Source organism: Amycolatopsis sp. NPDC114478 (assembly GCF_055633805.1).
In genome coordinates this window covers 60,226-86,160 of the sequence record NZ_JBVKDO010000007.1, presented here as the reverse complement: position 1 = coordinate 86,160, position 25,935 = coordinate 60,226, and the positions used below count along the sequence as shown (strand labels likewise).

The following is a 25,935-nucleotide window of genomic DNA, read 5'->3' as shown; positions in this document are numbered from 1 at the left end:
CGGCGTTTCAGCCCTCGTCGGTGCCGAGGGCCAGCCGCACCAGGTCGTCGACGTCCAGGTCACTGAAGTCGTCGTCCTCGCGGGTCTCCACTTCGGACTCCGGGAACAGTTCCCCGCCGAGACACCCCGCCAGCGCGGCCGGCGTCGGGTAGTCGAAGATCAGCGTCGCCGGCAGGCGGACGCCCGTCGCCGCGGTGAGGCGGTTGCGCAGCTCGACCGCCGTCAGCGAATCGAAGCCCAGCTCCTTGAACACCCGGGCCGGGTCGACGACGCCGCCGTGGCCGAGCACCGCGCCCACCTGCGCGCACACCAGGTCCAGCAGCGCCTGCCGCCGGTCTTCGGCGGACATCGCCGCCAGGCGGTCCCGCCGGCCGGGGGCGTCCTCGGCCGCGCGGCGCCGGACGGTGGTCCGGACCAGCCCGCGCAGCTGCTCGGGGACGTCGGGCCCCAGCGCCCGCGGGTCCACCAGCATCGGCACCAGCACCGCGTCGGGCGCGTCCAGGGCCGCATCGAACAGCGCCAGCCCCTGGTCCGCCGGCAGTGGCGGCAGCCCCGACCGCGCCATCCGGCGGACGTCGGCGTCGGACAGCGCGGCCGTCATGCCCCCGACCGGCAGCCACGGGCCCCAGGCCAGCGCCTGTGCGGGCAGCCCCGCCGAACGCCGTTGCCGGGCCAGCGCGTCCAGGAAAGCGTTTGCGGCGGCGTAGTTGCCCTGCCCGGGCGCGCCGAGCACACCCGCCGCCGAGGAGAACAGGACGAACGCCGACAGATCGAGGTCCCGGGTCAGCTCGTCCAGGTTGGCCGCGGCGGCCACCTTCGGCCGCAGCACGGTGTCCAGCCGGTCCGGGGAAAGCGCTTCGACGAGCCCGTCGTCGAGCACCCCGGCCGCGTGGACCACCGCGGTCAGCCGCACCTCGGCCAAGAGCTTCGCCAGCGCCTCGAGGTCGGCCGCGTCGCACGCGACGACGGAAGTCTCGGCCCCCAGCGCGGACAACTCGGCCCGCAGCTCGTCGACGCCCTCGGCCGCCGGGCCGCGCCGGCTCGTCAGCAGCAGGTGCCGGGCGCCGGACCCGGCGAGGTGCCGGGCCAGCAGCCGTCCGAGCCCGCCGGTGCCGCCGGTGATCAGCACGGTCCCTTCCGGGTCGAGCGGCGCGGGGACGGTCAGCACGACCTTGCCGACGTGCTTGGCCTGGCTCACGTGCCGGAACGCGGCGGGCGCGCGCCGGACGTCCCACGCGGTGACCGGCACCGGCGTCAGCACGCCGTCGTCGAACCAGCCCAGCAGCCGGTCGAACAGCTCGCGGATCCGGTCGTACCCGGCCTCGACCAGGTCGAACGCCTGGTACCGGACGCCGGGGTGCACGGCCGCGACTTCTGCGGGGTCGCGCACGTCGGTCTTGCCCATCTCCAGGAACCGGCCGCCGCGCGGCAGCAGCCGCAGCGACGCGTCCACGAAGTCCCCGGCGAGCGAGTCGAGCACGACGTCGACGCCGCGTCCGCCGGTCGCCGCGCGGAACTCGGCCTCGAAGTCCAGGGTGCGCGACGACGCGATGTGGTCGTCCGCCAGGCCCGACGCCCGCAGGGTGTCCTGCTTGCCGACGCTCGCGGTGCCGTAGACGTCCGCGCCGAGCAGCCGCGCGAGCTGCACCGCGGCCATGCCGACGCCGCCGGCCGCCGCGTGCACCAGGACGCTTTCGCCGGGCCGCAGGTCGCCCAGGTCGGTCAAGGCGTAGAGCGCGGTCAGGAACACCACCGGCACCGACGCGCCCTGCGCGAACGACAGCCCGGCGGGCAGCCGGCAGACCATCCGCTCGTCGACCTCGGCCACCGGCCCGAACGCGCCGCCGAACAAGCCCATCACCCGGTCTCCGGGCGCGAACCGCGTGACGCCGGCGCCGACCGCCGTGACAACTCCGGCGCCCTCCAGCCCCGGCGAGGTCACCGGGCCGGGGTACATGCCCAGGGCGTTCAGGACGTCCCGGAAGTTCACGCCGGCGGCTCGCACCGCGATCCGCACCGCGCCCGCCGCGACCGGCTCGGCGAACTCGGGGCAGGGCACGACGGTCAGCCCGTCGAGGGTGCCGCGCTCGGCGATGTCGACCCGCCACGGCCCGGCGGGCACGCTGAATGCGTCCGTTTCCTTCGCCAGCCGCGCCATGCGGGCCGTGCCGGCGCGGAGAGCGACCTGGTTCTCCCCCGTCGACAGCGCGGCGACGGGTTCGGCCGAGCCGTCGGAGTCGACCAGCACGAACCGGCCGGGGTGCTCCGACTGCGCCGAGCGCACCAGGCCCCAGACCGCGGCGAGCGCGGGATCGGCCGGGCCGTCACCGTCGTCGGCGACGACCGCGCCCGAGGTGAGCAGGGCCAGCTTCGCCGCGGCGAAGCGGTCGTCGGCGAGCCAGGTCTGGACGAGGGCCAGCGCGTCGTGCGTCGCCTCTCGTACGGGCCGAGTCGCGAAGGGCACCACGACGACGTCGGGAACGTCGGCGACACCGGCGAGCGAATCGACGACTGTCCACGATGGATCTTCTCGGTCGCCGTCGTGGATCGGCCAGGTGAGCCGGTACAGCGCGTCGGGCCGGGCCGCCAGCCGGTCCGGTTCGAATTCGCGCAGCGTCAAGGAGTCCACAGTGGCCACCGGTCGCCCGGCGGAGTCGGCGACGGTGATCGCGAGGGACTCGGCGCCGGTCTTGGTGAGCCGCACACGCAGGCCGCGCGCCCCTTCGGCGTGCAGCGCCACCCCGCGCCAGGAGAACGGCAGCCGGCCGTGCGGGGCGGGCGCGAACGGGAGGAACGCCGCCGCGTGCAGGACCGCGTCGAGCAGGGCCGGGTGCAGCCCGAACGCCGACGCGTCCGTGTCCTCGGGCAGCTCGACTTCCGCGAAGACGTCCTCGCCGTGCCGCCACGCCCGCCGCAGCCCCTGGAAGACCGGCCCGTAGCCGAATCCGCTGTCCGCGAGCCGGTCGTAGAGTCCATCGGTGTCGAGAAGCTCCGCGTCCGGGGGCGGCCAGGTGGTGAGGTCGCCGCCGCGGGACGGGACCGCCGTCGTCAGGACACCGGTCGCGTGGAGCGTCCACGGGCTGTCGGGCGCCGCGCCCTCCTGTCGCGAGTGGATGGTCAGTGGGCAGGCGCCCGACTCGTCCGGCGCGCCGGTCAGGACCTGCAGCTGCACGCCCCCGGCCGCGGGCAGCACCAGCGGCGCTCCGAGGGTCAGCTCTTCGACCTGCGGGCGGCCGGCGCGGTCGCCCGCGTCGACGGCGAGGTCGACGAACGCCGTCCCGGGGAAGAGCACCGAGCCGCCGATGCCGTGGTCGGCGAGCCAGGGGTGGGTGCGCAGCGAGAGCCGGCCGGTACCGAGAACGCCCGCGGACCCGGCCAGTTCGGTGGTCGCGCCGAGGAACGGGTGCGGGCTCGCGACGAGCCCGGCGGTCGCGACGTCACCGGCCCGCCCCGCGCTCGGCCAGAAGCGGCGGCGCTGGAAGGGGTACGTGGGCAGGTCGGCCCGGGCGGCCGCCGGGTGCAGGGCCGTCCAGTCCGGGGAGAAGCCGTGCACGTGGGCTTCCGCCACCGCGGTCAGCAGGGTCTCGACGTCCGGTCGCTTCCGCCGCTGGGTCGCGGTGACGAACACCTCGTCTTCGACGCAGTCGCCGACCAGGGCCGAGAGCACGGCGTCCGGGCCCACTTCGACGAACCGGGTGACACCGCGGGCCGCCAGCCAGGCGACCCCGTCGGCGAACCGGACGGTGTCCCGCACGTGCCGGACCCAGTACTCGGGATCGGTGGCGTTCGAGAACACCTTGATCTTCGGGTCCTGATAGGACAGTCCGCGGGCGACCTCGCGGAACCGCGCGAGCATCGGGTCCATCAGCGGGGAGTGGAACGCGTGGCTGGTGCGCAGCCGCTTGGTCTCGCGGCCCAGTTGCGTGAAGTGCGCGGCGATGCCGAGGACGTCTTCCTCCACACCGGACACGACGACCGACGCGGGCCCGTTGACGGCGGCGATGTCCACTGAGGCCGTGAGCAGCGGCCGGACCTCGTCTTCGGTGGCCCGCACGGCCACCATCGCGCCGGTCGCGGGCAGTTCCTGCATGAGCCGGCCGCGCGCGGCGACCAGCGTGCAGGCGTCGTCGAGGCTCAGCACCCCGGCCACGTGAGCGGCCGCGAGTTCACCGATGGAATGGCCCAGGACGAAGTCCGGCGTCAGGCCCCACGACTCGAGCAGACGGAACAGGGCCACCTCGAAGGCGAACAGCGCGGGCTGGGTGAACCGCGTCTGGTCGAGTCGCTCGCCGCCCTCGGCGATCACGTCGCGCAGCGGGAGGTCGAACCGCCCGCAGGCTGCGTCGAAGGCCTCGGCGAACACGGGGAACTCCTCGCGCAGCGCGAGTCCCATGCCTGCGCGCTGGGCGCCTTGACCGGTAAACAGGAACGCCGAACGCCCTTCGTCGGTGACGCGGCCGCGGACGACGCCTTCGCCGCCCTCGGCCAGCAGCCGGAGGTTCCGCACGGCGGTGGCCGGGTCGGGTGCCGCGACGACGGCCCGGTGGTCGAACGCCGTGCGGGCGGCCAGTGCGGCGCCGATGCCGTCGATTCCTTGTTCGGCCAGCGGAAGCAGAGCGGCGGCCTGGGCGGACAAAGCTGCTTCGGTGTGGCCGGACAGCGGCCACAGTTTCACTGTCGCTTTGTCTACAATGGACTTACTGGTCGGCGGCGCTTCTTCCAGCACGGCGTGCGCGTTGGTGCCGCTGAAGCCGAACGCGGACACGGCGGCCCGGCGCGGCCGTCCCTCCGCGGGCCAGGCGACCGGCTCGGTCAGCAGCCGGACGTGCCCGGCGGTCCAGTCGACGCGTTCCGAGGGGACGTCGGCGTGCAGCGTGCGCGGCAGCACCTCGTGGTTCAGCGCCAGGACCGTCTTGATGACGCCGGCGACCCCGGCGGCGGCCTGGGTGTGGCCGAGGTTCGACTTGATCGCGCCGAGCCACAGTGGACGGTCGCGGTCCTGCCCGTAGGTCGCGAGCAGCGCCTGGGCTTCGATCGGGTCGCCGAGCCGGGTGCCGGTGCCGTGCGCTTCCACGGCGTCCACTTCGGACGGAGGGAGCCCGGCGTCGGCGAGCGCGGCGCGGATGACCCGCTGCTGCGACGGGCCGTTCGGAGCGGTGAGGCCGTTGCTCGAGCCGTCCTGGTTCACGGCCGAGCCGCGCAGCACGGCGAGCACGCGGCGGCCGTTGCGCTGCGCGTCGGAAAGCCGTTCCAGCAGCAGGATTCCGGCGCCTTCCGACCAGCCGGTGCCGTCGGCGTCGTCGGAGAAGGCCTTGCAACGGCCGTCCTCGGCGAGGCCGCGCTGCTTGCTGAACTCCACGAAGCCGGCGGGCGTGGCCATCACGGTGACACCGCCGGCCAACGCCAGCGAGCATTCGCCGGCCCGCAGCGACTGCGCGGCGAGGTGCAGCGCGACCAGCGACGACGAGCACGCGGTGTCGACGGTGACGGCCGGGCCTTCGAGCCCGAAGGTGTAGGAGACGCGGCCGGAGAGGACGCTCGCGGCGTTGCCGGTGCCGAGGTGCCCGGCGACGTCGTCGGCGGAGTCGCGCAGGAGGGTCGAGTAGTCCTGGCCGTTGGTGCCGGCGAAGACGCCGGTCCGGCTGCCGCGCAGGGCCGCCGGGTCGAGCCCGGCGCGTTCGAAGGCTTCCCAGGCGGTCTCCAGCAGCAGGCGTTGCTGCGGGTCCATGGCGACGGCCTCGCGCGGCGAGACTTCGAAGAACTCCGGGTCGAAGCCGGCGGCGTCGTCGAGGAAGCCGCCTTCGCGGGTGTAGCAGGTGCCGGGGTGGTCGGGGTCCGGGTGGTAGAGGCGGTCGAGGTCCCAGCCGCGGTCGCCGGGGAACGCCGAGATGACGTCCCGGCCGGCTTCGAGGAGGTCCCAGAGCTGCTCGGGCGTGCTGACGCCACCGGGGAAGCGGCAGCTCATGGCCACGATGGCAATCGGCTCGCCAGTCCTCGGGCCGGCGGGTTCGGAGTCGGCGGGCGCCCCCGACGCGCCGCCGCTCGCCCCCGCGGGGCCGAGATCCGCCTCGCCGAGCAGGTGGTCGGCGAGGGCGCGCGGGGTGGGGTGGTCGAAGACGAGGGTGGTGGGCAGGGTGAGGCCGGTTTCGCGGCTGAGGGCGTTGCGAAGTTCAACGGCAGTGAGCGAGTCGAACCCGAGATCGGCGAACGGCCGGTCCGCCCGCACGGCGGCGGAGGCGTGGCCGAGAACAGCGGCGACCTGCGCCCGGACGAGGTCGAGGGCAGCGGCGGGCCGGTCGGCTTCGGGCAGGCCGGCGAGCAGGGCCGGGAAGCCAGCCTTCGAGGCGGGACCACCGGCAAGCAGCTCCCGCAAACCGGACAGCGCGGCGGCGGGGTCTCCGCCGAACCCGGCGGCATCACCGGCGAGCAGCTCCCGCAAGCCGGACCGCGCGGCCGCGGAATCGCCGGTAAGCGCCGCGACGGCGCCATCGGCGAGCAGCCCCCGCAAGCCGGACAGCGCAGCGGCGAGCCGGGCGGTCTCTCCCCCGGCCAGCTCGGCGAGCAGGGGCTGGCTGGTGTCCAATCCCTCGTGGTCGAAGTCGATCGGTACCAAGACCGCCTCCGAGCCGGCCAGTGCGCGGTCGAACAGCGCCAGCGCGTCACGCGCCGCCAATGGCCGCACGCCGCCCTGGCGCATGCGGGCCACCTCTGTCTCCGCCAGGCGGCCCGTCATGCCGCCGTCCGGGACCCACGGGCCCCACGCCAGCGATACCGCGGCCAAGCCCAGCTCTCGCCGGTGCTCGGCGAGCGCGTCGAGGAACGCGTTCGCCGCCGCGTAGTTGCCCTGCCCCGCGCCACCAAGGACCCCCGCGGCCGATGAGAACAGCACGAAAGCCGACAAATCGAGATCGGCGGTCAGCTCGTGCAGGTACCACGCCGCGTCGAGCTTGGGCCGCAGCACCGCCTCCAGCCGGTCGGGCGTGAGCGTCGCGACGACGCCGTCGTCCAGCACCCCCGCCGCGTGGATCACCGCGGTCAACTCCGGGATACCGGAGACCAGCCCGGCCAACGCGGCTCGGTCGGTGACGTCGCAAGCGGCCAGCACCACGTCGGCACCTTCGGCCGCCAGTTCGGCCTGCAGTTCCCGCGCGCCGGGGGAATCCGCGCCGCGGCGGCCCGCGAGCACCAGGCTGCGGACGCCGTGCGCCCGGACCAGGTGCCGGGCGACGTGGCCGCCGAGCGATCCCGCCCCGCCGGTGACGAGCACCGTCCCTTCGAGACGACCAGATCCGTCCGAAGTGGACGCGACCAGCCGCGGCACGGTGACCTCACCATCGACGTAACTGGCCTCCGGCTCCTCCGTGACGAACGATCCGGGCAGCTCACCGGTGACGTCCGCCAGGACGAACCGCCCCGGGTGCTCGGCCTGCGCGGACCGGACCAACCCCCGTACCGCGGCCCCGGCCGGACCGCGCGTGACGAACACCAGCTTCGAACGCGCGTACCGATCATCGGCCAGCCAAGTCTGCAGCAGCTCCAAGGCTTCCCGCGTCAGCCGGTGCGCAGCCGCGACGACGTCGCCCTCGGCCTCACACCGGAAGGAGACCACCGGCGGGACCTCGGGGCCCAGGTCGTGCCAGTCGACCGCGTCGACGGCCGCGGCCGAGGTGGCAACCTGCGCGACGCGGTACAAGGCACCAGCCGGCTTGACCGCCCGCTGCCCGTCCAGCCAATAGCGCTCCCGCTGGAAGGCGTACGTCGGCAGGTCCACGACCCGCGCCCCGCGACCGGCGAACACCGACGACCAGTCCGGGCTGAACCCGGCCACGTGCAGCTTGCCGACGGCTTCGGTGAAGGTGCGCACCTCGTCGCGGTCCCGGCGCAGCACCGGGACCACCAGCGCGTCCGGCACGCAGTCACCGGCCATCGCGGCGGCGGCGCCACCGGGACCGGGCGTCACGAAGCGGGTCACCCGGTTCGCCGCGAGCCAGCGCATGCCGTCGTGGAACCGGACGGTGGCGCGGATGTGCTCGGTCCAGTACTCCGCCGAGGCGACGTCGGCGGGTTCACCGGTCACATTGGACACAACCGGAATCTTCGGCGCGGCATAGGAAATCGTCGAAGCGACCTCCCGGAACTCGTCCAGGATCGCGTCCATGTGCGGTGAGTGGAATGCGTGGCTGACGCGCAGCCGCTTCGACCCGGCGAACCGCTCGGCGATCTCCTCGACGGCGTCGACGTCCCCGGAGACGACCACGGCTCCGGGTCCGTTGACCGCCGCGAGGGCCACGCCGTCGCGCAGCAGCGGCCGCACCTCGTCCTCGGTGGCCCGCACCGACGCCATCGCGCCGGTCGCGGACACCGACTGCATGAGCCGCGCCCGCGCGGCGACCAGCCGGCAGGCGTCCGCCAGCGAGAACACCCCGGCGACGTGCGCGGCGGCCAGCTCGCCGATCGAGTGGCCCAGCACGAAGTCCGGCGTCAGGCCCCACGACTCCAGGAGCCGGTACAGCGCGACCTCGACGGCGAACAGCGCGGGCTGCGTCACCTCGGTGCGGTCCAGCTCGTCGCCGCCGAAGACCAGCTCCCGCAGCCCGGGGAAGCCCGCGCAGACCTCGTCGAAGGCTCGCGCGAACACGGGGAACGCGGCGTACAGCTGACGCCCCATACCCGGCTGCTGCGCCCCCTGACCGGGGAACACGTACGCCGTCTTGCCCGAGGTGGCCTCCCCGATCACCGGCGACGCCAGGCCCTCCCGCAGTTCCTCCACCGTCGAAGCCAAAACGACCGCGCGGTGTTCGAACGCGGCCCGCGTGGTGGCCAGTGAGTAGCCGACGTCCACCGGCCGCAGACCGTCCACACGCGACAGCAGCCGCTCGGCTTGGGCACGCAACGCCTCGGGACTCTTCGCCGAGAGAACCACCGGAACGAGTCCGGGAACGCCCGGCTCAGCGGGGTGAAGCGAAGGCTCGGGCGCCTGCTCGATGATCGTGTGCGCGTTGGTCCCGCTCACACCGAAGGACGAGACTCCCGCACGCCGCGGACGCTCCCCCGCGGGCCACGCGACGGCCTCCTGCAGCAACCGGACCGAACCGGCCCTCCAGTCCACTTTGGACGACGGGACTTCGGCGTGCAACGTGCGCGGCAGCACCTCGTTGCGCAACGCCATGACCATCTTGATGACGCCGCCGACACCGGCCGCGGCCTGCGTGTGGCCGAGGTTCGACTTGGCCGAACCGAGCCACAGCGGGTCGCCCGCGCGGTCACGGCCGTACGTCGCCAGCAGCGCCTGCACCTCGATCGGATCGCCGAGCGTGGTCCCGGTGCCGTGCCCTTCGACGACGTCGACGTCCGAAGTGGACAGACCGGCGTCGGCCAGCGCGGCGCGGATGACCCGCTGCTGCGACGGCCCGTTCGGCGCGGTCAGCCCGCTGCTCGCGCCGTCGGAGTTGACGGCGGACCCGCGTACGACCGCGAGCACCGGGTGGCCGTTGCGCTGCGCGTCGGAAAGCCTTTCCAGCAAAAGGAAACCAGCGCCCTCGCCCCAGCCTGTGCCGTCGGCGGCATCGGCGTAGGACCGGCACCGGCCGTCCGGCGAAAGGCCGCGCTGGCGGCTGAACCCGATGAACGTCACCGGCGTCGACATCACCGCGACGCCGCCGGCCAGCGCCAGCGAGCAGTCTCCGCGCCGCAGGGCCTGCGCGGCCCAGTGCAGCGCCACCAGCGACGACGAACACGCCGTGTCGACGGTGACGGCCGGGCCTTCGAGACCGAAGGTGTAGGCCACCCGGCCGGACGCGATGCTGGCCGCGCTTCCGTTGCCCACATAGCCTTCGAGGCTCGCGGGCAGGTCGGTCAGCCGCGTCGCGTAGTCGTTGTACATGACCCCGGCGAACACGCCGGTGCTGCTGCCGCGCAGCGACGCCGGGTCGATGCCGCCGCGTTCGAACGCTTCCCACGCCGTTTCGAGCAGCAGCCGCTGCTGCGGGTCGATCGTCTGCGCCTCACGCGGAGAGATGCCGAAGAACTCCGGGTCGAACCGGTCGGCGTCGTGCAGGAAACCGCCGTGGCGCGTGTAGCACTTGCCGGCGCGCTCGGGGTCGGGGTCGTAGAGCGCGTCGAGGTCCCAGCCGCGGTTGACGGGGAAGCCCGAGATCGCGTCGCGGCCCGAAGCCACGAGGTCCCACAGGTCCTCCGGCGAGCGGACGCCGCCGGGGTAGCGGCAGCTCATCGCCACGATCGCGATCGGCTCGTGCTCGCGGTCCTCCGCGTCGCGCAGCCGCTCGCGCGTCCGGTACAGGTCCGCGGTGACCTTCTTGAGGTACCCGCGCAGCTTGTCGTCGTCGCTCATGCCTTTTCCCCATCGCCGGCCCGTACGGCGCGTTCGAGCACGTCCGCCGCCCGTTTCGCACCGCCGGACGCCCGGATCGCGGCCCGCATCCGCGCGACCTCCTTGGCCACGGCCGCGTCGGCCGCGACCGCCAGGACGGCGTCGCGGACGTCGTCGCCGGTCACGTCGTCGAGCAGCGCGCGGCCCAGGCCCAGCCGTTCGACCTGCGCCGCCGTCACCCGCGCCTCCGGGCGCTGCGGGACGGCGACCACCGGGACGCCGTGGCCGAACGCGTCCATCAGCGAGCCCGTCCCGGCCTGGCACACGACGACGTCGGTGTGCGGGAGAACAGCGCGGTGGTCGAGCCAGGAGTGCAGCTCGACGTTGTCCGGCATGGCCGCCGCGACGTCGTCGCCGACGTGGCCCGCGGTGGTCATGACGACCCGCCACCCGGTGCCCGCGAACGCCTGCCCGCACGCGGTGAAGAAGCCGGGGTTGCTGTTGGACGACGTGCCCAGTGACACCAGCACGACAGGCACGTCCGCGCCGGGCGGCAGCCAGCTGCCGGCGGCGCCGCCGTCGTCGCCGGTCGGGCCGACGAACACGAACTCGTCGCCGAAGCACTCCGCGCGCGGCTGGAACGCGCGGGGCACGAACACGAGGTTCGCCACGACTTCCCCGCCCCCGGACGGGAAGTCCGGCGGGGTGTCGAGGCCGAACTCCGCCAGCAGCGCGGTGATGCGCTCGCCGCACGCCGCCAGCGCGGGGTGCGCGGGGTCGAGCGGCGGGCCGGCCAGCTCGACCTCGCTGCCGTTGAGCGGGACCTCGTCGTTGCCGCCGAACCCGGCGAACAGCCGGACGACACCGCACCCGGCGCGCCGCGCGACGAGCCCGCCGACGTCGGTGCTCAGCACGTCCTCGACCACCAGGTCCACCGGGCGGTCCGCGAACGCGGGCCACGCGGTGGCGAGCGGGGCGTAGGCCTCGTCGAGGTAGTGCGCGAGCACGGTGGCGAGGTCGTCGGCGGAGTGCACGTCGGGCACCGACTCCGGGAACGCGGACGGGTAGGTCAGCACCGTCGCGCCGGTTTCGGCGACCACGCCGGCGAACCGCTCGGCGACCACATAAGACACTTCGTGCCCGCGCGCGAGCAGCTCGCGCACGACCGGCAGCGTCGGCCGGAGGTGACCGAAGCCCGGGAAACCGAAGAAGGCGACATGCCCGCCGGAGACGTCCACGGCGGTCACCCTAGGTCGGCGCGCGGCCCGCCCCGGGCGGCTGCACAGGAAATCCGGTGAATCGCCTAGTGTCCCCGCGAAAGCGGCCCGAAGACCAGCATTCCTCCTAGATTTCCCCGGCTAGAACTAGGACATCCCGTCCGCCGGCCACGCGAGGTGAAATCCATGGAGCGCCCCACCGGAACCGGCCTGCTCCGCAAACCGGACGTGACGCTGCCCCACCGGCTGGCCAAGTCGGCAGCCGCCACCGGCGGCGTCGCGACCCCGAACGCGCTCGTCGCGGGCTGGATCGCCGAACGCAACCTGGCCCACCGCCACGAAGTCCGGCGGATCGAGTTCGGCGAGCTCCGGCAGTGGGGTTTCGAAGCCGGCAGCGGGAACCTGCGGCACGAGAGCGGCCGCTTCTTCGGCGTCGAGGGCCTGGAGGTCGACACCGACCACGGGCCCGTCACGCACTGGTCGCAGCCGATCATCAACCAGCCGGAGATCGGCATCCTCGGCATCCTGGTCAAGGAGATCGACGGCGTCCTGCACTGCCTGATGCAGGCGAAGTCGGAGCCGGGCAACGTCAACGGCGTCCAGATCTCGCCGACCGTCCAGGCGACGAAGAGCAACTACACCCGCGTGCACGGCGGGCGGCCGGTCCCCTACCTGGACCACTTCCGCGACCCGGACCCGGAGACCGTGCTCGCCGACGTCCTGCAGTCGGAGCAGGGTTCGTGGTTCTACCGCAAGCGCAACCGGAACATGATCGTCGAGGCCGCCGGGTTCGAGGCCGACGGCGAGCTGCCCGACGACTTCCGCTGGCTCACCCTCGGCCAGCTCCACGAACTGCTCAAGCAGGACAACCTCGTCAACATGGACGCCCGCACGGTGCTGTCGTGCATGCCCGCCGGGCTCGAAGGCCTCGAAGCCGACGCCGTGAGCGACCTCGCCGCGGCGGTGGCGCGCTCGTCGGCCCAGCACAGCGGGAGCCTGCACACGCGCACCGAGGTGCTCAGCTGGATCACCTCGCGCCAGGCCCAGCACGTCGTGCGCACCAGTTCGCTCCCGTTGCGCGAGGTCGCGAACTGGGTCCGGACGCCGGCCGCGATCTCCCACGAGCTCGGCCTGTTCTTCAGCATCATCGCCGTCGACATCACCACCAACGGCCGCGAGGTCGCGCGGTGGACGCAGCCGCTGGTCCGCCCGCACGGCGCGGGTGTGGTGGCGCTGCTGGTCAAACGCGTCGACGGGGTGCTGCACGCGCTGCTCAACGCGCGGGTCGAACCCGGCTACCTCGACGTGGTGGAGCTCGCGCCGACTGTGCAGTGCACGCCGGACAACTACGTGTTCACCCCGGCCGCGGACCGGCCGCCGTTCCTCGACACGGTGCTGGGCAGACGCGACGACCAAGTGCTCTTCGCCGCTCAGCTCTCGGAGGAGGGCGGCCGGTTCCACCACGCCTACAGCGACTACCAGATCATCGAGGTGCCCGCGGACTTCCCGGACGCCGGGCTCGCCGACTTCCGGTGGCTCACCCTCAACCAGCTCAACGAGCTGCTGCGGCACAGCCACTACGTCAACGTGCAGGCCCGCAGCCTGATCGCGTGCCTGCGGGGGCTGCGGTGAACCGGCCGCTGCGCCTGGGCGCGCTGGGCTGCTCGTCGATCGCCGCGCGGCGCACGCTGCCCGCGCTGGCCGCCGTCCGCGAACTGGAGCTGACCGAAGTCGCGGCCCGCCTGCCGCAGAAGGCCGTGGACTTCGCCCGGCGCTTCGGCGTCACCGCGTCGACCTACGGCGAGCTGCTCGACAGCCCCGACGTCGACGCCGTGTACATCTCGTTGCCGACCGCCCTGCACCACGAGTGGACGCGCAAGGCGTTGCTGGCCGGGAAGCACGTGCTGTGCGAGAAGCCGCTCACGCTGACCCTCGACCAGGCCGAGGACCTCGCCGAGCTGGCGGCGAAGCAGGACTTGGTGCTGCGCGAAAACTTCACGTTCGTGCACCACCCGCAGCACGCGAAGGTGCGGGAGCTGCTCGACGGCGGCCGGCTGGGCGAGCTCCGGACGTTCACCGCGTCGTTCGGCATCCCGCCGTTGCCGGCCGCCGACATCCGCTACCAGGCCTCACTCGGCGGCGGGGCGCTGCTCGACGTCGGCGTGTACCCCCTGCGCGCCGCGCTTTTCCTGCTGGGACCCGAACTCCGGGTCACCGGGGCCACGCTGCGGTTCGACGACACCGGCGTGGACGTCGCCGGGCACGCGCTGCTCACGTCGGCGAGCGGGGTCACCGCGTCCCTCGACTTCGGGTTCCAGCACAGCTACCGGTCGCGGTACGAGCTCTGGGGCAGCGCCGCCGCGTTGTCGCTCGACCGCGCCTTTACCCCGCCTCCGGCACGGCAGCCCGTGCTGCGCATCGAAGAGCAAGACCACGTCGAAGAGCTCTGGCTGCCGCCAGCGCACCAGTTCGAGCTGTCGCTGCGCTCGTTCGCCGTCGCCGCGCTGGCCGGGCGCGACGACTCCGAAGCCGCTTGGCTCGCCTCGTCCGTGGCCACCGCGCGGCTGGCCGGCGAAGTGTTCACCCACGCCGGGGCGGTGACCCGCTGATGGAGATCATCGGCACCGGCTTCATCGCCCGCCACACCCGGCGGTACTTCGGCGACCGGCACCCGGACGTCACCCTCATCGCGGCGGGCGTCTCGACGGTGCTCGTCAACGACGTGTCGGCGTTCCAGCGCGAGTCCACTTTGGTCTACGACGTGATCCGCCGCTGCCGCGCCGCCGGCCGCACGGTGATCTTCCTGTCCACCGCGTCGACCGGGATGTACGGCGCCGACCAGTCGGTCGGCAGCGAGGGCGGCGCGGTCTTCCCGCTCACCCCGTACGGCCGGCACAAGCTGTGCCTCGAACACGTCTGCGCGCTCTCGGGCGCGCGGTGGCTCGTGCTGCGGTTGTCGCACATCGTCGGGCGGGGGCAGTCACCGCACCAGCTGCTGCCGTCGCTGACCCGCCAGCTGCTCGCGGGCTCGGTCACGCTGCATTCCGGGGTCTCCCGCGACCTGCTCGACGTCGACGACATGATGCGGATGACCGACTCCCTGCTCACCGGGGGCGTCCGCGACGAGGTCGTCAACGTGGCGTCCGGGCGGTCGGAGACCATCGAGGACATCGTCGACGGGCTGGAGGAGCGCCTCGGCACCCGCGCCGAGCGCAAGCTGGTCGACATGCCGGCCAAGCGCGGCGAGGTGCGGATCGACAAGCTGCGGGGCCTGGTCACCGGCTTCGACGACTTCGGTATCGGCCCCGGCTACCTGGAGTCGCTGCTCGACCGCAACATCGACGAGCTGGCCGACAACGCCCGCCGCCACCTGAAGGCCGCGGCCGCCGTCGGCTGACCGTCCTTTGTGGATTCCCTCTCGCGCAAGCGGCACGACGTCCGGCGCGCCGTACTGGGGGCTGGGTGCGCCGGACGTCGTACCTCGCAGGCGGGAGGGGGGAGTGCTCCCGCCGGGTCATCGGCCGCTCACGGCGGCGCGGAGCCGCGCTGTCCCCCGGTCATCGATTTCCCCCTCCGGCCCGCGCGCGCGGTGCTCCGGTACTGAGCTTCCCGGGCCGGGACGTGCTGCGGCTAGCGGAAAAGGTCGCTGGCGCCGACAACCTAAGTTGATCGAGGAGGAGGCATCCGGCCCCGGATGGAGTAGCCGCGGCCGGGTGTACTAGCGGGCAGGCTCTCCGGCCGCCCGTACCAGACCGCGCCGAATGGTCTTGACCATTGCGCCGGGACGTACTTAGCGTTCGACCGTCCCCACCGTCGCGGACGCGTGCCGCCGCCACGCACGTGCCGCTCTCCCCCGAGGAGGCGCCATGCTGTCCAGGCGTACCTTCGTCACCGCCGGTCTGGCCGCCGTGGCCGGCGCACCGCTGTGGTCGGCCGCCACCGCGCCGGCCGCGCGGGCCGCGGCCAACCTGCCGTTGACGCTCAAGAACAATTCGGGCAACGGCACCGTCTACGCCTACATCAGCGGCGCCGACACCTCGGGCTGGCCCGGGTTCGTCACGGCGAGCGGCCAGTTCCAGCGCCTGTCCAACCCGTCCTCGCCGGTGACCCCGATCCCCGACTACTCCATCCCGTTGAACGGCTCGGGTTCCCAGGTCACGGTGACGCTGCGCGACTACATCATCGGCGGCCGGGTGTGGTTCTCGACGGACCAGAAGATCCAGTTCTTCGTCAACCCGGGCCCCGGCCTGGTGCAGCCCGGCTTCACCAGCTCGGACCCGAACTGGCGGACCAACTGGACGTTCGCCGAGTTCACCTACAACAGCGCGAACCTCTACGCGAACATCAGCTACGTCGACATGGTCGCGCTGCCGGTGTCGATGGCCACGACGGGCGCGGCCGGGTCGCAGTCGGTCAGCCCGCTGCCGAACGGCGCGCTCGGCGCCATCGCCGACGGGCTGCGCGCCCAGCACTCCACCGACGGCGCGCCGTGGGACCAGCTGGTCGTCACCGACTCCTCCGGCAAGGTGGTGCGCGTGCTCGCGCCGGGCCACTCCCCGACCGACTTCGGCGGCTACTGGAGCGGGTACCTGAACGCCGTCTGGGACCACTACCGCTCGACGCCGCTGACGATCAACGGGCAAGGCAGCATCGGGTCGTACACGGGCACCGTCAGCGGCGACACGCTGGTGTTCGCCGGCCTGAACACCAACGGCGTGCCGTTCACCAAGCCGAGCGCGATCGACATCTTCGGCTGCGCGAGCGGGCCGCTGTACAACTCCGGCGGCGACGCCCGCGGCGCGATCGCGGCCCGGCTCGCGGCCGCGCTCAACCGCAGCAGCCTGCTGGTCGCGGGCGGCAACAACCAGCCCGACGGCGTCTCCCCTTCGCAGTACTACAAGGACGCCACGACAAACCACTACGCGCGCCTGGTCCACCAGAACGCGTCGATCGGCTACGCCTTCCCGTACGACGACGTGGGCCCGACGGGCAGCCAGCCGGTCGACGGTCACCTCCAGGACCCGGCGCCGACGTCCTGGACGGTGGCGCTGGGTTCGGGCGGGGGCGGCACCACCCCACCGCCGACCGGCACGAGCGCGTACTCGACGATCCAGGCGGAGTCCTTCAGCGCCCAGAGCGGCACGCAGAACGAGGCGTGCAGCGACTCGGGCGGCGGCACGGACGTCGGCTGGATCGCCAACGGCGACTGGCTGAAGTATTCGGGCGTCGACTTCGGGTCGAGCTCGCCGCGCCAGTTCGTCGCCCGGCTGGCGTCGGGCGCGGCGGCGGGGGTGAGCGGCGCGATCCGGGCGCGGATCGACAGCACGTCGGGCCCGGTGCTCGCGGAGATCGACTTCGCCAACAACGGGGGCTGGCAGTCGTGGCAGTCGGTCCCGGCGAACGTCGTGAGCTCGGCGACCGGCGTCCACGACCTGTACCTGACGTTCTCCGGCGGCTCGGCGGACTTCGTCAACATCAACTGGTTCACGTTCACGCGCTGACGCTCGGAGGGAAAGCCCAGGCCGGTGGCCTGGGCTTTTTCGTGCCGGACATCCCCCGCGGGGGTGTTCGCGGGTCGCGAGCACGTCACGTCGGCGGGGTGGCAAGGTTTCACGGACGCAGGCGCCGGGCTCGCGAAGGGGGCGAGCCCGGCGCTATTTCCGTTCGGGGCGGGCCAGGCCGGTCGTCGCGACGTCGGCCCAGCCCACCGCGGCCGCGCGCAGCATGGCGAACGGCGGCGCGTCCACGTCCCCGTCCAGGACCGCGTGCAGCGCGGCGACGTCGTACAGCGTCACGTCCAGCCCGGCGCCGGTCCGCGCCCGGGACCCGCCGAGCACCGTCAGCGCCGCGGTCAGGTCGCCGTGGAACAGCGCGGAGCTGCACACGGTGTCCACTTCGGGCACCGCCCAGTCGCTCGGGAACCGCCACCCGCTGGTGACGCTCGCCCGCCGCCACCGGTCGCGCAACCGCCACACGGCCTCGCCGACACCCTCTCGATCGCCCACCGGCCCGCCCTCCCGTCGGTCTCGGGAGTGCGAGGGCGCTCGTCGCCAGCCGTGACGCCACCACGGCCCCGAACCCGCCGGCTGAGTTAACCCGGAAGAGTGATGGGCTCTCGAAGGGGCTACCGGGCCGGTCACGGTCCGGCGGTCGTCACCTGCGGCTCGGGAAGGTCGGGCTCGTCGCCGTCGGCGGTGGACCCCGGCCACTGCAGGCCGGTCTCGGCAACCACCGCGTCGAAGATGGGCGTCGCGACGGGGTTCATCGCCGCTTCCCGGGCACGGGGGCGCGGAGGTCGACGGCGTCCACGGCGGCCCGGCACGTCACGCAGGCCTCGACGTGGGCGGCGACCGGCTCCGCCTCGTCGTCCGTCAGCTCCCCGCGCAGCCACGAGCCGAGCCGGCGCCGCGCTTCGGGACACGACCGCTCGCCCGTCGCGGGGAAGCGCCGGGCCTGCAGGTAGGCGTGCCGCAGCGCCTCGCGGGCGCGCGCGGCCAGCGCCTCGGCCCCGGTGGGCGAGACTCCCAGCACGGGCGCGAGTTCGGCCGCCGTGCGCCCGTCGGCGACGGTGCTCCGCAGCGCCGTCCGCAACCGGGCCGGCAGGGCGTGGAAAGCCGCCGTGGTCAGCTCGTCGTCCCCGGCCGAGGGCACCGGCCGGGGTCCGTTCCCCCGGCCGGCCAGGTCGCGCATCGTCGCCACGAGGTACGGCCGGAGGTACTGCCGCGGCCCGCCCCCGGCGCGCAGCACCGCGAGGACGCAGGTGAACGCCTCGGCGACCAGTTCGTCCCAGTCGGCGGGCCGGCCGCCCCCGTCCGCGGCGAGGCGGCGCAGGGGTTCGGCGTGCCGGCGGAAGAGCCGGTCGGCCGCGCCGGCGTCACCCCGGCGGAACTCGGCGATCAGCCGGGCGTCCGGCGGTCCGCCGTCGTCCAACGCTCCCCACATCGCGTACTCCGATCTCCCCCGCCGACACGCTCCGTGATTATTCGGGCCCCAAAGTAACAGATACAGAAGCGTAGCCCCTACCCTGCTCCCCGGTAGGGTTTCCCGGGTGACGTCCTCCTCAGCGCAACCCGGCGACGGCCGCGCGGCCCGCTGGGCGGGGCAGCGCGAGCGCCGGCGTCGCGAGTTCGTCGACGCCGCCCTGCGGGCGATCGCCGAGCACGGCCCCGACGTGTCGACCGAGCGCATCGCCGACGTCGCCGGCGTGGCGCGTCCCCAGCTGTACAAGCACTTCGAGGACGCGACCGACCTGAAGCGGGCGATCGCCGACCGGGCGACCGGGCTGATCACCACCGCGCTGCTGCCGGTGTGGGAGCCGCAGGGCAGCGCGCTGCAGATGATCACCGTCGCGGTCGACGCGCACACCGGCTGGCTCGCCGGCCACGGCAACCTCTACCGCTACCTGACCCGGCACGCCCAGACCGGCGGGCGCGACGCGATCTCCGACGTCAAGACGGTGATCGCGCGCCAGCTCACGCAGGTGTTCGAGTTCTACCTGACGGCGTTCGAGCTGGACGCGCGGCTCGCCGAAGTCCTTTCGTTCGGCGTCGTCGGCCTGGTCGATTCCTCCACCGCGCAATGGCTCGAGAGCCCCCGCGGCGTCACGCGGACCCAGCTCACGGACCTGCTCACCCACTGGATCTGGCGCATCCTCGACGACTCCCTCCGCGCCGGCGGCATCGAGCTCGACCCGCATCTGCCCCTCCCACCGCCGCCGCGCCCGCCGGGGATCAGACGGTGAGCACCACCTTCCCGCGCAGGTGCCCGCGCTCGATCAGCCGGTGCGCGTCGGCGATGCGCTCGAACGGGAAGGTTTCCTGCACGTGGACCCGCAGCTCGCCGCGGCCGGCGAGGTCGGCGAGCCCGCGCAGGGCGACCGGGTCGGGGTCGACCGCGATGCCGCTGAACCGCCGGCCCGCCGCCTCGACCTTCGCGATGAGCTCCGTGTCCTCGTCGGCGACCGCCGTCACGAGGTGACCTCCGGGGCGCAGCACCGCGAGTGAGCGCTCGGCGGTGTCGCCGCCGAGCGTGTCGAGCACCAGGTCGACGTCGGAGACCACCTCGGTGAAGTCGACCGCCGTGTAGTCGACGACCTCGTCGGCGCCGAGCCCCTCGACGAACTCCCGCTTGCTGCCGCCGGCGGTGGCGATGACGTGCGCGCCCAGGGATTTCGCGAGCTGGACCGCGATGTGGCCGACGCCGCCGCCACCGCCGTGGACCAGCACGCGGTCGCCTTCGGTCACCCCGCCCAGGTCGACGAGGCCCTGCCACGCCGTCAGCCCGGCGACCGGCAGCGCCGCCGCCTCGACGTGGGAGAGCGCCGCCGGCTTGTGCGCCAGGTGCAGGGCCGGTGCCGCGACGAACTCGGCGTACCCGTTGGCCGCCCGCGGGAACAGCGGCATGCCGAACACCTCGTCGCCGGGCTTGAACCGCCACGTCTGCGGCGACGCCTCGACCACGCCGCTGATGTCCCAGCCGAGGACGAACGGCGGCGGGCCGAGCAACGGGAATTCGCCGGCGCGCAGGCGCGGTTCGAGGGGATTCAGCCCGATCGCCTCGACGCGGACGAGGACCTCGCCCGGCCCGACCAAGGGCGCGGGCGCGTCCTCGACGGTGAGGACCTCCGGGCCCCCGAAGGTGTGCTGGGTGATGATTCGCATACCTCGACGATGGCCGCCGCCGCGCGGGCGTACCACCGGTGTCGCGCCAGAACTTTCCGATAACCCGCCAAGCTAGGCTGGGTGCCGATGATCGAACTTGTCCGGGCCGGCGATCCGGCGGTGTGCGAGCCCTTGGCCCACGGCGACGTCGTGCCCGCGCACTTCCACGACTTCGGCCAGCTCAGGTACGCCGCGTCCGGGGCGCTGGTCACCTCGACCCGGGCCGGTACGTGGGTGGCGCCGGCGAACCGCATCACGTGGGTGCCGCCGTTCCACGTCCACAGCAGCCGATCGCACGGCCGGACCGACATCCGGCTGCTCGAGGTTCCGGCGGAACGGGCCGGGCAGCTGCCGGCGGAGCCGTCGGTGTTCGAGGCGAGTCCGCTGCTGCGCGAGGCCTACCTCGCGAAGCTCGACGACCCGGCCGACGGGCCGCGCGCCGGGCTGCTGCTGGAAGTCGTCCTCTCGGAGCTCACGCGCGCCCGGCGGGAACCGTTGCGCCTGCCGGAACCGCGCGACGACCGGCTCAAGGCCGTCACCGACCTGCTGCACGCCGACCCGGCCAGCCCGGCGACGCTGGCGGAGCTGGGCCGCCGGACCGGCTCGAGCGAGCGGACCCTCAGCCGGCTGTTCGGCAGCGAGCTGTCGATGGGCTTCCACCAGTGGCGCACGCTGTTGCGGGTGCAGCGGGCGTTGCTCGAACTCGGCGAAGGCACGTCGGTGACGGACACGGCGATCCGGCTGGGCTGGGCGAACCCGGGCAGCTTCATCGACGCGTTCACCGAGCTCGTCGGGCAGACCCCCGGCCGCTACCGCGCCGCCACGCGGTAGCACCTCAGTACTCGACGCTGCCGTTCAGGATGAGCGGTAGTTTCCGCGGTCCCGGCAAGGCCACGAACGGACAGCCGGCGAGACCTTCCCGCAGGGTCGCCGACTCGTCGCCGGGGGCGATCCACAACAGCGCGCCGCTGCGCAGCCACTTCGTCAGGGCGAAGTCGTAGTCGGCCCGGCTCGGGCTGTCGGCGTCCCAGCCGCCGCGGACGCCGTCCCGGAAGACCGGGAGCTGGCCTTGCCCCAGGTGTCGACGAGCCGCACGGGCGGTTTCGGGCCGAAGTAGCTGATCGCCCAGCCGGTGTGGGCACCGACGGGCACCTCCGCGATCACCGCCCGGATGCCGGGGTTGGCGAGGACCCGGGGCACCACGAACGGCACGCCCGGCCCCGGGTTGACGACGTAAGGCGTGTGCTCCACGGGCTCGGCCAGCCGCATCGCGCCGGTCATGGCCAGCCACGCGCGGGGCAGGCGCTCCGGGAGGTGGCGGATGGCGGAGTCGTACTCCCAGAACCGGCCGTCCAGCCCGAAGGTGTCGATGCGCCAGCGCACCGGTTCGCCGCTGTCCGGGCACCGGGCGACGGTCACCTCCGGCAGCAGTTCCTCGTACCGGCGGAAGATTTCCTCGACCCGCCGCCACAACGGGAGCGCCTTCTTGATCCGGCCGGCTTCGTCGTGGCGATCGGCCCGGGCGCGCAGGCGATTCGCCTCCGCCATCAACCGCGCCCGCTCGGCGGTGGAGTCCGGTTCGCTCACAACTGCACGTCGGGTTTGACGATCAGCACCCGTTTCCCGCCGGGCACGAACCGGACGACGCCCTCTATCCGTGCCTGTGTCGGCGATCTCCCGCGCCGAGGCGTCCTTGCCCGCGCCGACCTTGCCCTGGACCTCGGTCTTGACCTCGTCGGCCTTGCCGGATCCGCTGAAGTTGTCGGCCTCGTCGAGGTTCTTCGGCGCCTTGTCGGCGACGGCTTTCTTGACGGCCTCGACGAAGGCTTGCTTGTCGAACTCCTTGGGCTGGGCGGCATCCATGTCCTCCGCGTGGGCCGCCTTGCCCCGGGCTTCCCGGTCGTCGGCGGGCGCTTCGGCGGCATCCTGGGCGGCGCCCGCTTCGGCGGCGGCCGGCGGATGGCTCGAGCCGACGGCCCTCTTCTTGGTGTCGACGTCTTTCTTGAGGGCTTTGAACTTCGGATCCGTCCCCGGCGAGCGCGGCCCCGCGGAGACCTGGCTCGCGACGGCTTGGTTGCCGACGAGATCCTGGCGCACCGGCACCGGCAACGCGGCGGGTACGGCACCGTGAGGCAGCCCGCTCATCGCCGCGGTCACGGCGGCGTTGCCGGCCACCGGGCGGGCGACGTCCGTGACGCCGCGCGCTTTCGGGGGCGCCGGCACCACCGCCGACGACGCAAGCGGTCGCGGGCTGAGGGCCTTGAGAGGTGGTGGCATCCGGCGCCTTCGTCGATCGGCTCGGGAACAGGATGCCAGCCGGCCTGTCGCGACGCTGTGATCCGGACGTCACCGGTGCGTCACCGCGCAGTCCGGACGCCGCCTCTTTACACAACCCGCCCCACCTCCATACCCTCAGACTGGAAGCGCTCCCAGAGGCCAGGAGGCGGCGTGCGCACTTCGATGACGAAGGCGATTTCCCGGGTGGTCGTCGCACTGCTCGTGCTCGGCCTGAGCCTGGTGGTCCCCGCGGATACCGCTGCCGCCGCCGGGAAGTTCGACTACGGCGAGGCGCTGCAGAAAGCCGTCTGGTTCTACGACGCCCAGCGCTCCGGCGTGTTGCCCGCCGGCAACCGGGTCTCCTGGCGCGGCCCGTCCGCCCTCGACGACGGCAAGGACGCCGGCCTGGACCTGACCGGCGGGTTCTACGACGCCGGTGACCACGTCAAGTTCGGGCAGCCGTTCGAGTTCAGCATGACGATGCTCGCCTGGGGCGGCCTGGAAAACCGCGCCGCCTACCGGGATTCCGGCCAGTGGCCGTACCTGCTGGCGAACCTGCGCTGGGGCGCCGACTGGCTGATCAAGGCGCACCCGCAGCCCGACGTGCTGTACGGCCAGGTCGGCAAGGGCGACGACGACCACAAGTGGTGGGGCCCGGCCGAGACGATGACCATGGCGCGGCCCGCCTACCGCGTCGACGACTCCTGTCCCGGCTCGGACCTCGCCGGCGAGGCCGCCGCGCAGCTGGCCTCCGGCTCACTGGTGTTCCAGGCCGACGATCCCGCCTACGCGGCCACCCTGCTCACGCACGCCAAGCAGCTGTACTCGTTCGCCGACAACCACCGAGGCGTCTACTCGAACTGCATCACCGACGCCCAGAACTTCTACAAGTCCTGGAGCGGTTACCAGGACGAGCTGGTGTGGGGCGCGATCTGGCTCTACAAGGCCACCGGCGACAGCGCCTACCTGGCCAAGGCGCGCAGCGAGTACGAGAAGCTGTCCACCGAACCGCAGACCACCACCCGGTCCTACCGCTGGACGCTGGCCTGGGACGACAAGTCTTACGGCGCCTACGTCCTGCTCGCCCAGCTCACGGGCGACCCGGAGTACGTCGCCGACGCCAACCGCTGGCTGGACTGGTGGACCACCGGCGTCAACGGCCAGCGTGTGCCCTACTCCCCCGGCGGCCAGGCCGTGCTCGACCAGTGGGGCTCGCTGCGGTACGCGGCGAACACCGCGTTCGTGGCGCTGACGTACTCGGACTGGTTGCGCGCCAGTGATGCCACGCGCGCGGCGACGTACCACGCTTTCGGCGTCCGGCAGATCGACTACGCGCTGGGCGACAACCCCCGCGGCGCGAGCTTCGAGGTCGGGTTCGGCGTCGACCCGCCCCGCAACCCGCACCACCGCACCGCGCACGGCTCCTGGGCCGACAGCATCAACGAACCGGCGCAGAGCCGGCACACCTTGTACGGCGCGCTCGTCGGCGGCCCCTCCTCGCCCAACGACGCGTACACCGACGACCGGACCAACTACACGACCAACGAGGTGGCTCTCGACTACAACGCCGGCTTCACCGGCGCGCTGGCCCGCCTCTACGGCGAGTACGGCGGCGCGCCACTGGCGTCCTTCCCACCGGCGGAAACCCCGGACGGCCCGGAAATCCTGGCCCAAGGCGCGCTCAACCAACCCGACGGCGGCACGTTCACCGAGGTCAAGGCGTATGTGATCAACAAGTCGGCGTGGCCGGCGCGCACGTTCACCGGCTCGCTGCGCTACTACTTCACGCTCGACGGCGCCACCACGCCCGGCCAGATCTCGGTTTCCTCCGCGTACAACCAGTGTGACGCGCCGGCCGTGCGCCCGTTCTCCGGCTCGGTCTACTACGTCGACGTGTCGTGTTCCGGCGGTGTCGCGCCCGGCGGGCAGTCCCGCTACCGCAAGGAAGTGCAGTTCCGGATCACGAGCACCGGCACCTGGGATCCCGGCAACGACTGGTCGCACACCGGCCTCGCCCCCAGCGGTTCCGCGCCCGCGAACGCCTCGCGGCTGGTGCTCGCGCAGGGCTCCACCGTGCTGTGGGGCAGCCCGCCCGGACCATCCACAGAGGACACCACCCCGCCGTCGGCACCGACCGGGGTCACCGCCGTCGCGGGCAGCACCAGCGTCAGTCTTATGTGGACGGCGGCCACCGACGACGTCGGCGTCGCCGGGTACGACGTGCTGAACGCGGCCGGCGCGACGATCGGCAGCACCACGAGCACGGGCTACCAGGTCACCGGCCTCACCCCCGGCACCGCGTACACGTTCTCGGTGCGCGCCCGGGACGCCGCCGGCAACCAGTCTCCGCCTGGCGGCCCGGTGTCGGTCACGACCACGACCACGGGCGGCAACACCGGCACGCTCGCCGTCCAGCAGCGTTCCGGCAGCGGAGCCACCGACAACCAGATCCGCACCAGCCTCCAGATCGTCAACCGGGGCACCACGTCCGTGGCCCTGAACGGCGTCACCGCGCGCTACTGGTTCACCGGCGACGCGACCAACCCGAGCTACCAAGTCTGGTGCGACTACGCGGTGGCCGGCTGCGCCAACGTCACGCTGCGCGTGGTGAAGCTCAGCACGCCGCGGGCGGGAGCCGACGCCTACGTCGAGGCCGGTTTCAGCGGCGGCACCCTCGCCGCCGGCGCGAGCACCGGCGAGCTCCAGATCCGGGTCGCCAAGGCCGACTGGGCGGCGTTCGACCAGGCCGACGACTACAGCTACCGCGCGGCGGCGTCGTTCACCGACCTCGCGACCGTCACCGCGTACCAGGCCGGCGCCCTCGCCTGGGGCACCGAGCCCTGATCGGCTACTTCGGTTCGCTCGGCAGGTCGGCGGCGACGGCGAGCAGGGCGGCGGCGCTGTCGGCCAGCAGGGCCGGGAAGTCGGCCTGTTCGCCGAGCACCCACCGCCGGGTGGCCGACGCCAGGATCGCCATGCCGAGCGCGGTGGCCAGCCGCGCGGTCTGCTCGTCGTGGCCGCGGCGGCACAGCGCCGCGGTGGTCACCTCGGACAGCATCGCTTCCTTGATCAGGCTGCGTTCGCGCAGCGGCGGGTTGGCCGCGATGACGGTACGCAGCTCGATCAGCAGTTCGGGCGGACGCAGCACGTCGGGCACGGCAGTGAACGCGGCCATCAGCGTCGCGAGCGCGCCGGTTCCCGCGGGCACCTCGTCGATGCCCGCTTCCAGGCAGGCCTGCAGCTCGTCGCCGGCGAACAGCACCTCCCGCTTGTCGGTGAACCAGCGGTAGAACGACCGCTCGGTCAGCCCGGCGTGCTTGGCGATCTGCGCGACCGTGGTGCGGTCGTAGCCCTGATCGCGGAACAGCTCCAACGCGGCCCGCTCGAGCCGCTCACGCGTGTTGCCTTCCCACCGAGCCATGGCTCCAGCATAGCGACAGCAGATGCTGTC

Annotated in this window: 14 protein-coding genes and 1 pseudogene; 7 read left to right on the top strand and 8 right to left on the bottom strand. The window is 73.1% G+C overall.

Features of this window, described 5'->3' with window-relative positions; translation table 11 throughout:
• Window positions 1-7 precede the first annotated feature (7 nt).
• Together ACZ7OH_RS21190 and ACZ7OH_RS21185 are read right to left on the bottom strand one after the other, a co-directional pair.
• Window positions 8-10,339, bottom strand: a pseudogene (locus ACZ7OH_RS21190) (SDR family NAD(P)-dependent oxidoreductase); the annotation flags it as partial.
• Window positions 10,340-10,347: 8 nt separating this feature from the next.
• Entirely contained in the window at window positions 10,348-11,568 is a 1,221-nt protein-coding gene (locus ACZ7OH_RS21185) for a macrolide family glycosyltransferase (protein ID WP_470282328.1), read from the bottom strand.
• Window positions 11,569-11,733: 165 nt separating this feature from the next.
• Here ACZ7OH_RS21185 and ACZ7OH_RS21180 point away from each other — a divergent pair, with 165 nt between their 5' ends.
• The 4 genes from ACZ7OH_RS21180 to ACZ7OH_RS21165 all read left to right on the top strand — a co-directional run bounded on the left by ACZ7OH_RS21180 (window position 11,734) and on the right by ACZ7OH_RS21165 (window position 17,048).
• Window positions 11,734-13,179 carry an NDP-hexose 2,3-dehydratase family protein gene (locus tag ACZ7OH_RS21180; RefSeq protein WP_470282327.1) on the top strand — a complete coding sequence of 482 codons (1,446 nt, stop codon included), beginning with the start codon at window positions 11,734-11,736 and terminating at the stop codon, window positions 13,177-13,179.
• Window positions 13,158-14,156: a Gfo/Idh/MocA family protein gene (locus ACZ7OH_RS21175; protein ID WP_470282326.1), complete on the top strand. Its 999-nt coding sequence runs from the start codon at window positions 13,158-13,160 to the stop codon at window positions 14,154-14,156. The genes ACZ7OH_RS21180 and ACZ7OH_RS21175 overlap by 22 nt, the downstream gene beginning before the upstream one ends.
• Window positions 14,156-14,944 carry an NAD-dependent epimerase/dehydratase family protein gene (locus ACZ7OH_RS21170; RefSeq protein WP_470282325.1) on the top strand — a complete coding sequence of 263 codons (789 nt, stop codon included), beginning with the start codon at window positions 14,156-14,158 and terminating at the stop codon, window positions 14,942-14,944. Before ACZ7OH_RS21175 ends, ACZ7OH_RS21170 begins: the two co-directional genes overlap by 1 nt.
• Before the next feature lie 469 nt (window positions 14,945-15,413).
• A complete protein-coding gene (locus ACZ7OH_RS21165) occupies window positions 15,414-17,048 on the top strand; it encodes a beta-1,3-glucanase family protein (RefSeq protein ID WP_470282324.1) in 1,635 nt (544 codons plus the stop codon).
• A 153-nt stretch (window positions 17,049-17,201) separates the two neighbouring features.
• Here ACZ7OH_RS21165 and ACZ7OH_RS21160 read toward each other — a convergent pair whose 3' ends face one another.
• The 3 genes from ACZ7OH_RS21160 to ACZ7OH_RS21150 all read right to left on the bottom strand — a co-directional run bounded on the left by ACZ7OH_RS21160 (window position 17,202) and on the right by ACZ7OH_RS21150 (window position 18,489).
• A complete protein-coding gene (locus tag ACZ7OH_RS21160; protein WP_470282323.1) occupies window positions 17,202-17,552 on the bottom strand; it encodes a hypothetical protein in 351 nt (116 codons plus the stop codon).
• Window positions 17,553-17,683: 131 nt separating this feature from the next.
• Window positions 17,684-17,812 (bottom strand): hypothetical protein, encoded by a 129-nt coding sequence (locus ACZ7OH_RS21155; RefSeq protein ID WP_470282322.1) that lies wholly within the window; start codon window positions 17,810-17,812, stop codon window positions 17,684-17,686.
• The gene (locus tag ACZ7OH_RS21150; RefSeq protein ID WP_470282321.1) at window positions 17,809-18,489 is read right to left on the bottom strand and encodes a zf-HC2 domain-containing protein; all 681 of its coding nucleotides are present in this window, start codon (window positions 18,487-18,489) and stop codon (window positions 17,809-17,811) included. The genes ACZ7OH_RS21155 and ACZ7OH_RS21150 overlap by 4 nt, the downstream gene beginning before the upstream one ends.
• A gap of 106 nt (window positions 18,490-18,595) precedes the next feature.
• Between ACZ7OH_RS21150 and ACZ7OH_RS21145 the strand changes: the two genes are divergently transcribed.
• Complete coding sequence (locus ACZ7OH_RS21145) at window positions 18,596-19,288, top strand: TetR/AcrR family transcriptional regulator (protein WP_470282320.1); 693 nt, start codon at window positions 18,596-18,598, stop codon at window positions 19,286-19,288.
• Here the strand turns inward: ACZ7OH_RS21145 and ACZ7OH_RS21140 are convergent.
• Entirely contained in the window at window positions 19,278-20,207 is a 930-nt protein-coding gene (locus tag ACZ7OH_RS21140; RefSeq protein ID WP_470282319.1) for an NADP-dependent oxidoreductase, read from the bottom strand. The two genes, ACZ7OH_RS21145 and ACZ7OH_RS21140, sit on opposite strands and share 11 nt — an antisense overlap.
• Before the next feature lie 87 nt (window positions 20,208-20,294).
• On the opposite strand from ACZ7OH_RS21140, the gene ACZ7OH_RS21135 reads away from it, so the two are divergent.
• Complete coding sequence (locus tag ACZ7OH_RS21135) at window positions 20,295-21,038, top strand: AraC family transcriptional regulator (protein ID WP_470282318.1); 744 nt, start codon at window positions 20,295-20,297, stop codon at window positions 21,036-21,038.
• 153 nt (window positions 21,039-21,191) lie between these two features.
• Here ACZ7OH_RS21135 and ACZ7OH_RS21130 read toward each other — a convergent pair whose 3' ends face one another.
• Window positions 21,192-22,484: a hypothetical protein gene (locus ACZ7OH_RS21130; RefSeq protein WP_470282317.1), complete on the bottom strand. Its 1,293-nt coding sequence runs from the start codon at window positions 22,482-22,484 to the stop codon at window positions 21,192-21,194.
• A gap of 171 nt (window positions 22,485-22,655) precedes the next feature.
• Between ACZ7OH_RS21130 and ACZ7OH_RS21125 the strand changes: the two genes are divergently transcribed.
• Window positions 22,656-25,328 (top strand): glycoside hydrolase family 9 protein, encoded by a 2,673-nt coding sequence (locus ACZ7OH_RS21125; RefSeq protein WP_470282316.1) that lies wholly within the window; start codon window positions 22,656-22,658, stop codon window positions 25,326-25,328.
• 4 nt (window positions 25,329-25,332) lie between these two features.
• On the opposite strand, the gene ACZ7OH_RS21120 is transcribed toward ACZ7OH_RS21125, so the two are convergent.
• Window positions 25,333-25,905: a TetR/AcrR family transcriptional regulator gene (locus tag ACZ7OH_RS21120; protein ID WP_470282315.1), complete on the bottom strand. Its 573-nt coding sequence runs from the start codon at window positions 25,903-25,905 to the stop codon at window positions 25,333-25,335.
• Window positions 25,906-25,935 lie beyond the last annotated feature (30 nt).

Bases quoted from the DNA above. Each gene is read 5' to 3' on its own strand.
- ACZ7OH_RS21140 (WP_470282319.1), bottom strand. From the start codon at position 20,207: ATGCGAATCATCACCCAGCACACCTTCGGGGGCCCGGAGGTCCTCACC.
- ACZ7OH_RS21130 (WP_470282317.1), bottom strand. From the start codon at position 22,484: ATGCCACCACCTCTCAAGGCCCTCAGCCCGCGACCGCTTGCGTCGTCG.
- ACZ7OH_RS21170 (WP_470282325.1), top strand. From the start codon at position 14,156: ATGGAGATCATCGGCACCGGCTTCATCGCCCGCCACACCCGGCGGTAC.
- ACZ7OH_RS21120 (WP_470282315.1), bottom strand. From the start codon at position 25,905: ATGGCTCGGTGGGAAGGCAACACGCGTGAGCGGCTCGAGCGGGCCGCG.
- ACZ7OH_RS21150 (WP_470282321.1), bottom strand. From the start codon at position 18,489: ATGTGGGGAGCGTTGGACGACGGCGGACCGCCGGACGCCCGGCTGATC.
- ACZ7OH_RS21135 (WP_470282318.1), top strand. From the start codon at position 20,295: ATGATCGAACTTGTCCGGGCCGGCGATCCGGCGGTGTGCGAGCCCTTG.
- ACZ7OH_RS21180 (WP_470282327.1), top strand. From the start codon at position 11,734: ATGGAGCGCCCCACCGGAACCGGCCTGCTCCGCAAACCGGACGTGACG.
- ACZ7OH_RS21165 (WP_470282324.1), top strand. From the start codon at position 15,414: ATGCTGTCCAGGCGTACCTTCGTCACCGCCGGTCTGGCCGCCGTGGCC.
- ACZ7OH_RS21155 (WP_470282322.1), bottom strand. From the start codon at position 17,812: ATGAACCCCGTCGCGACGCCCATCTTCGACGCGGTGGTTGCCGAGACC.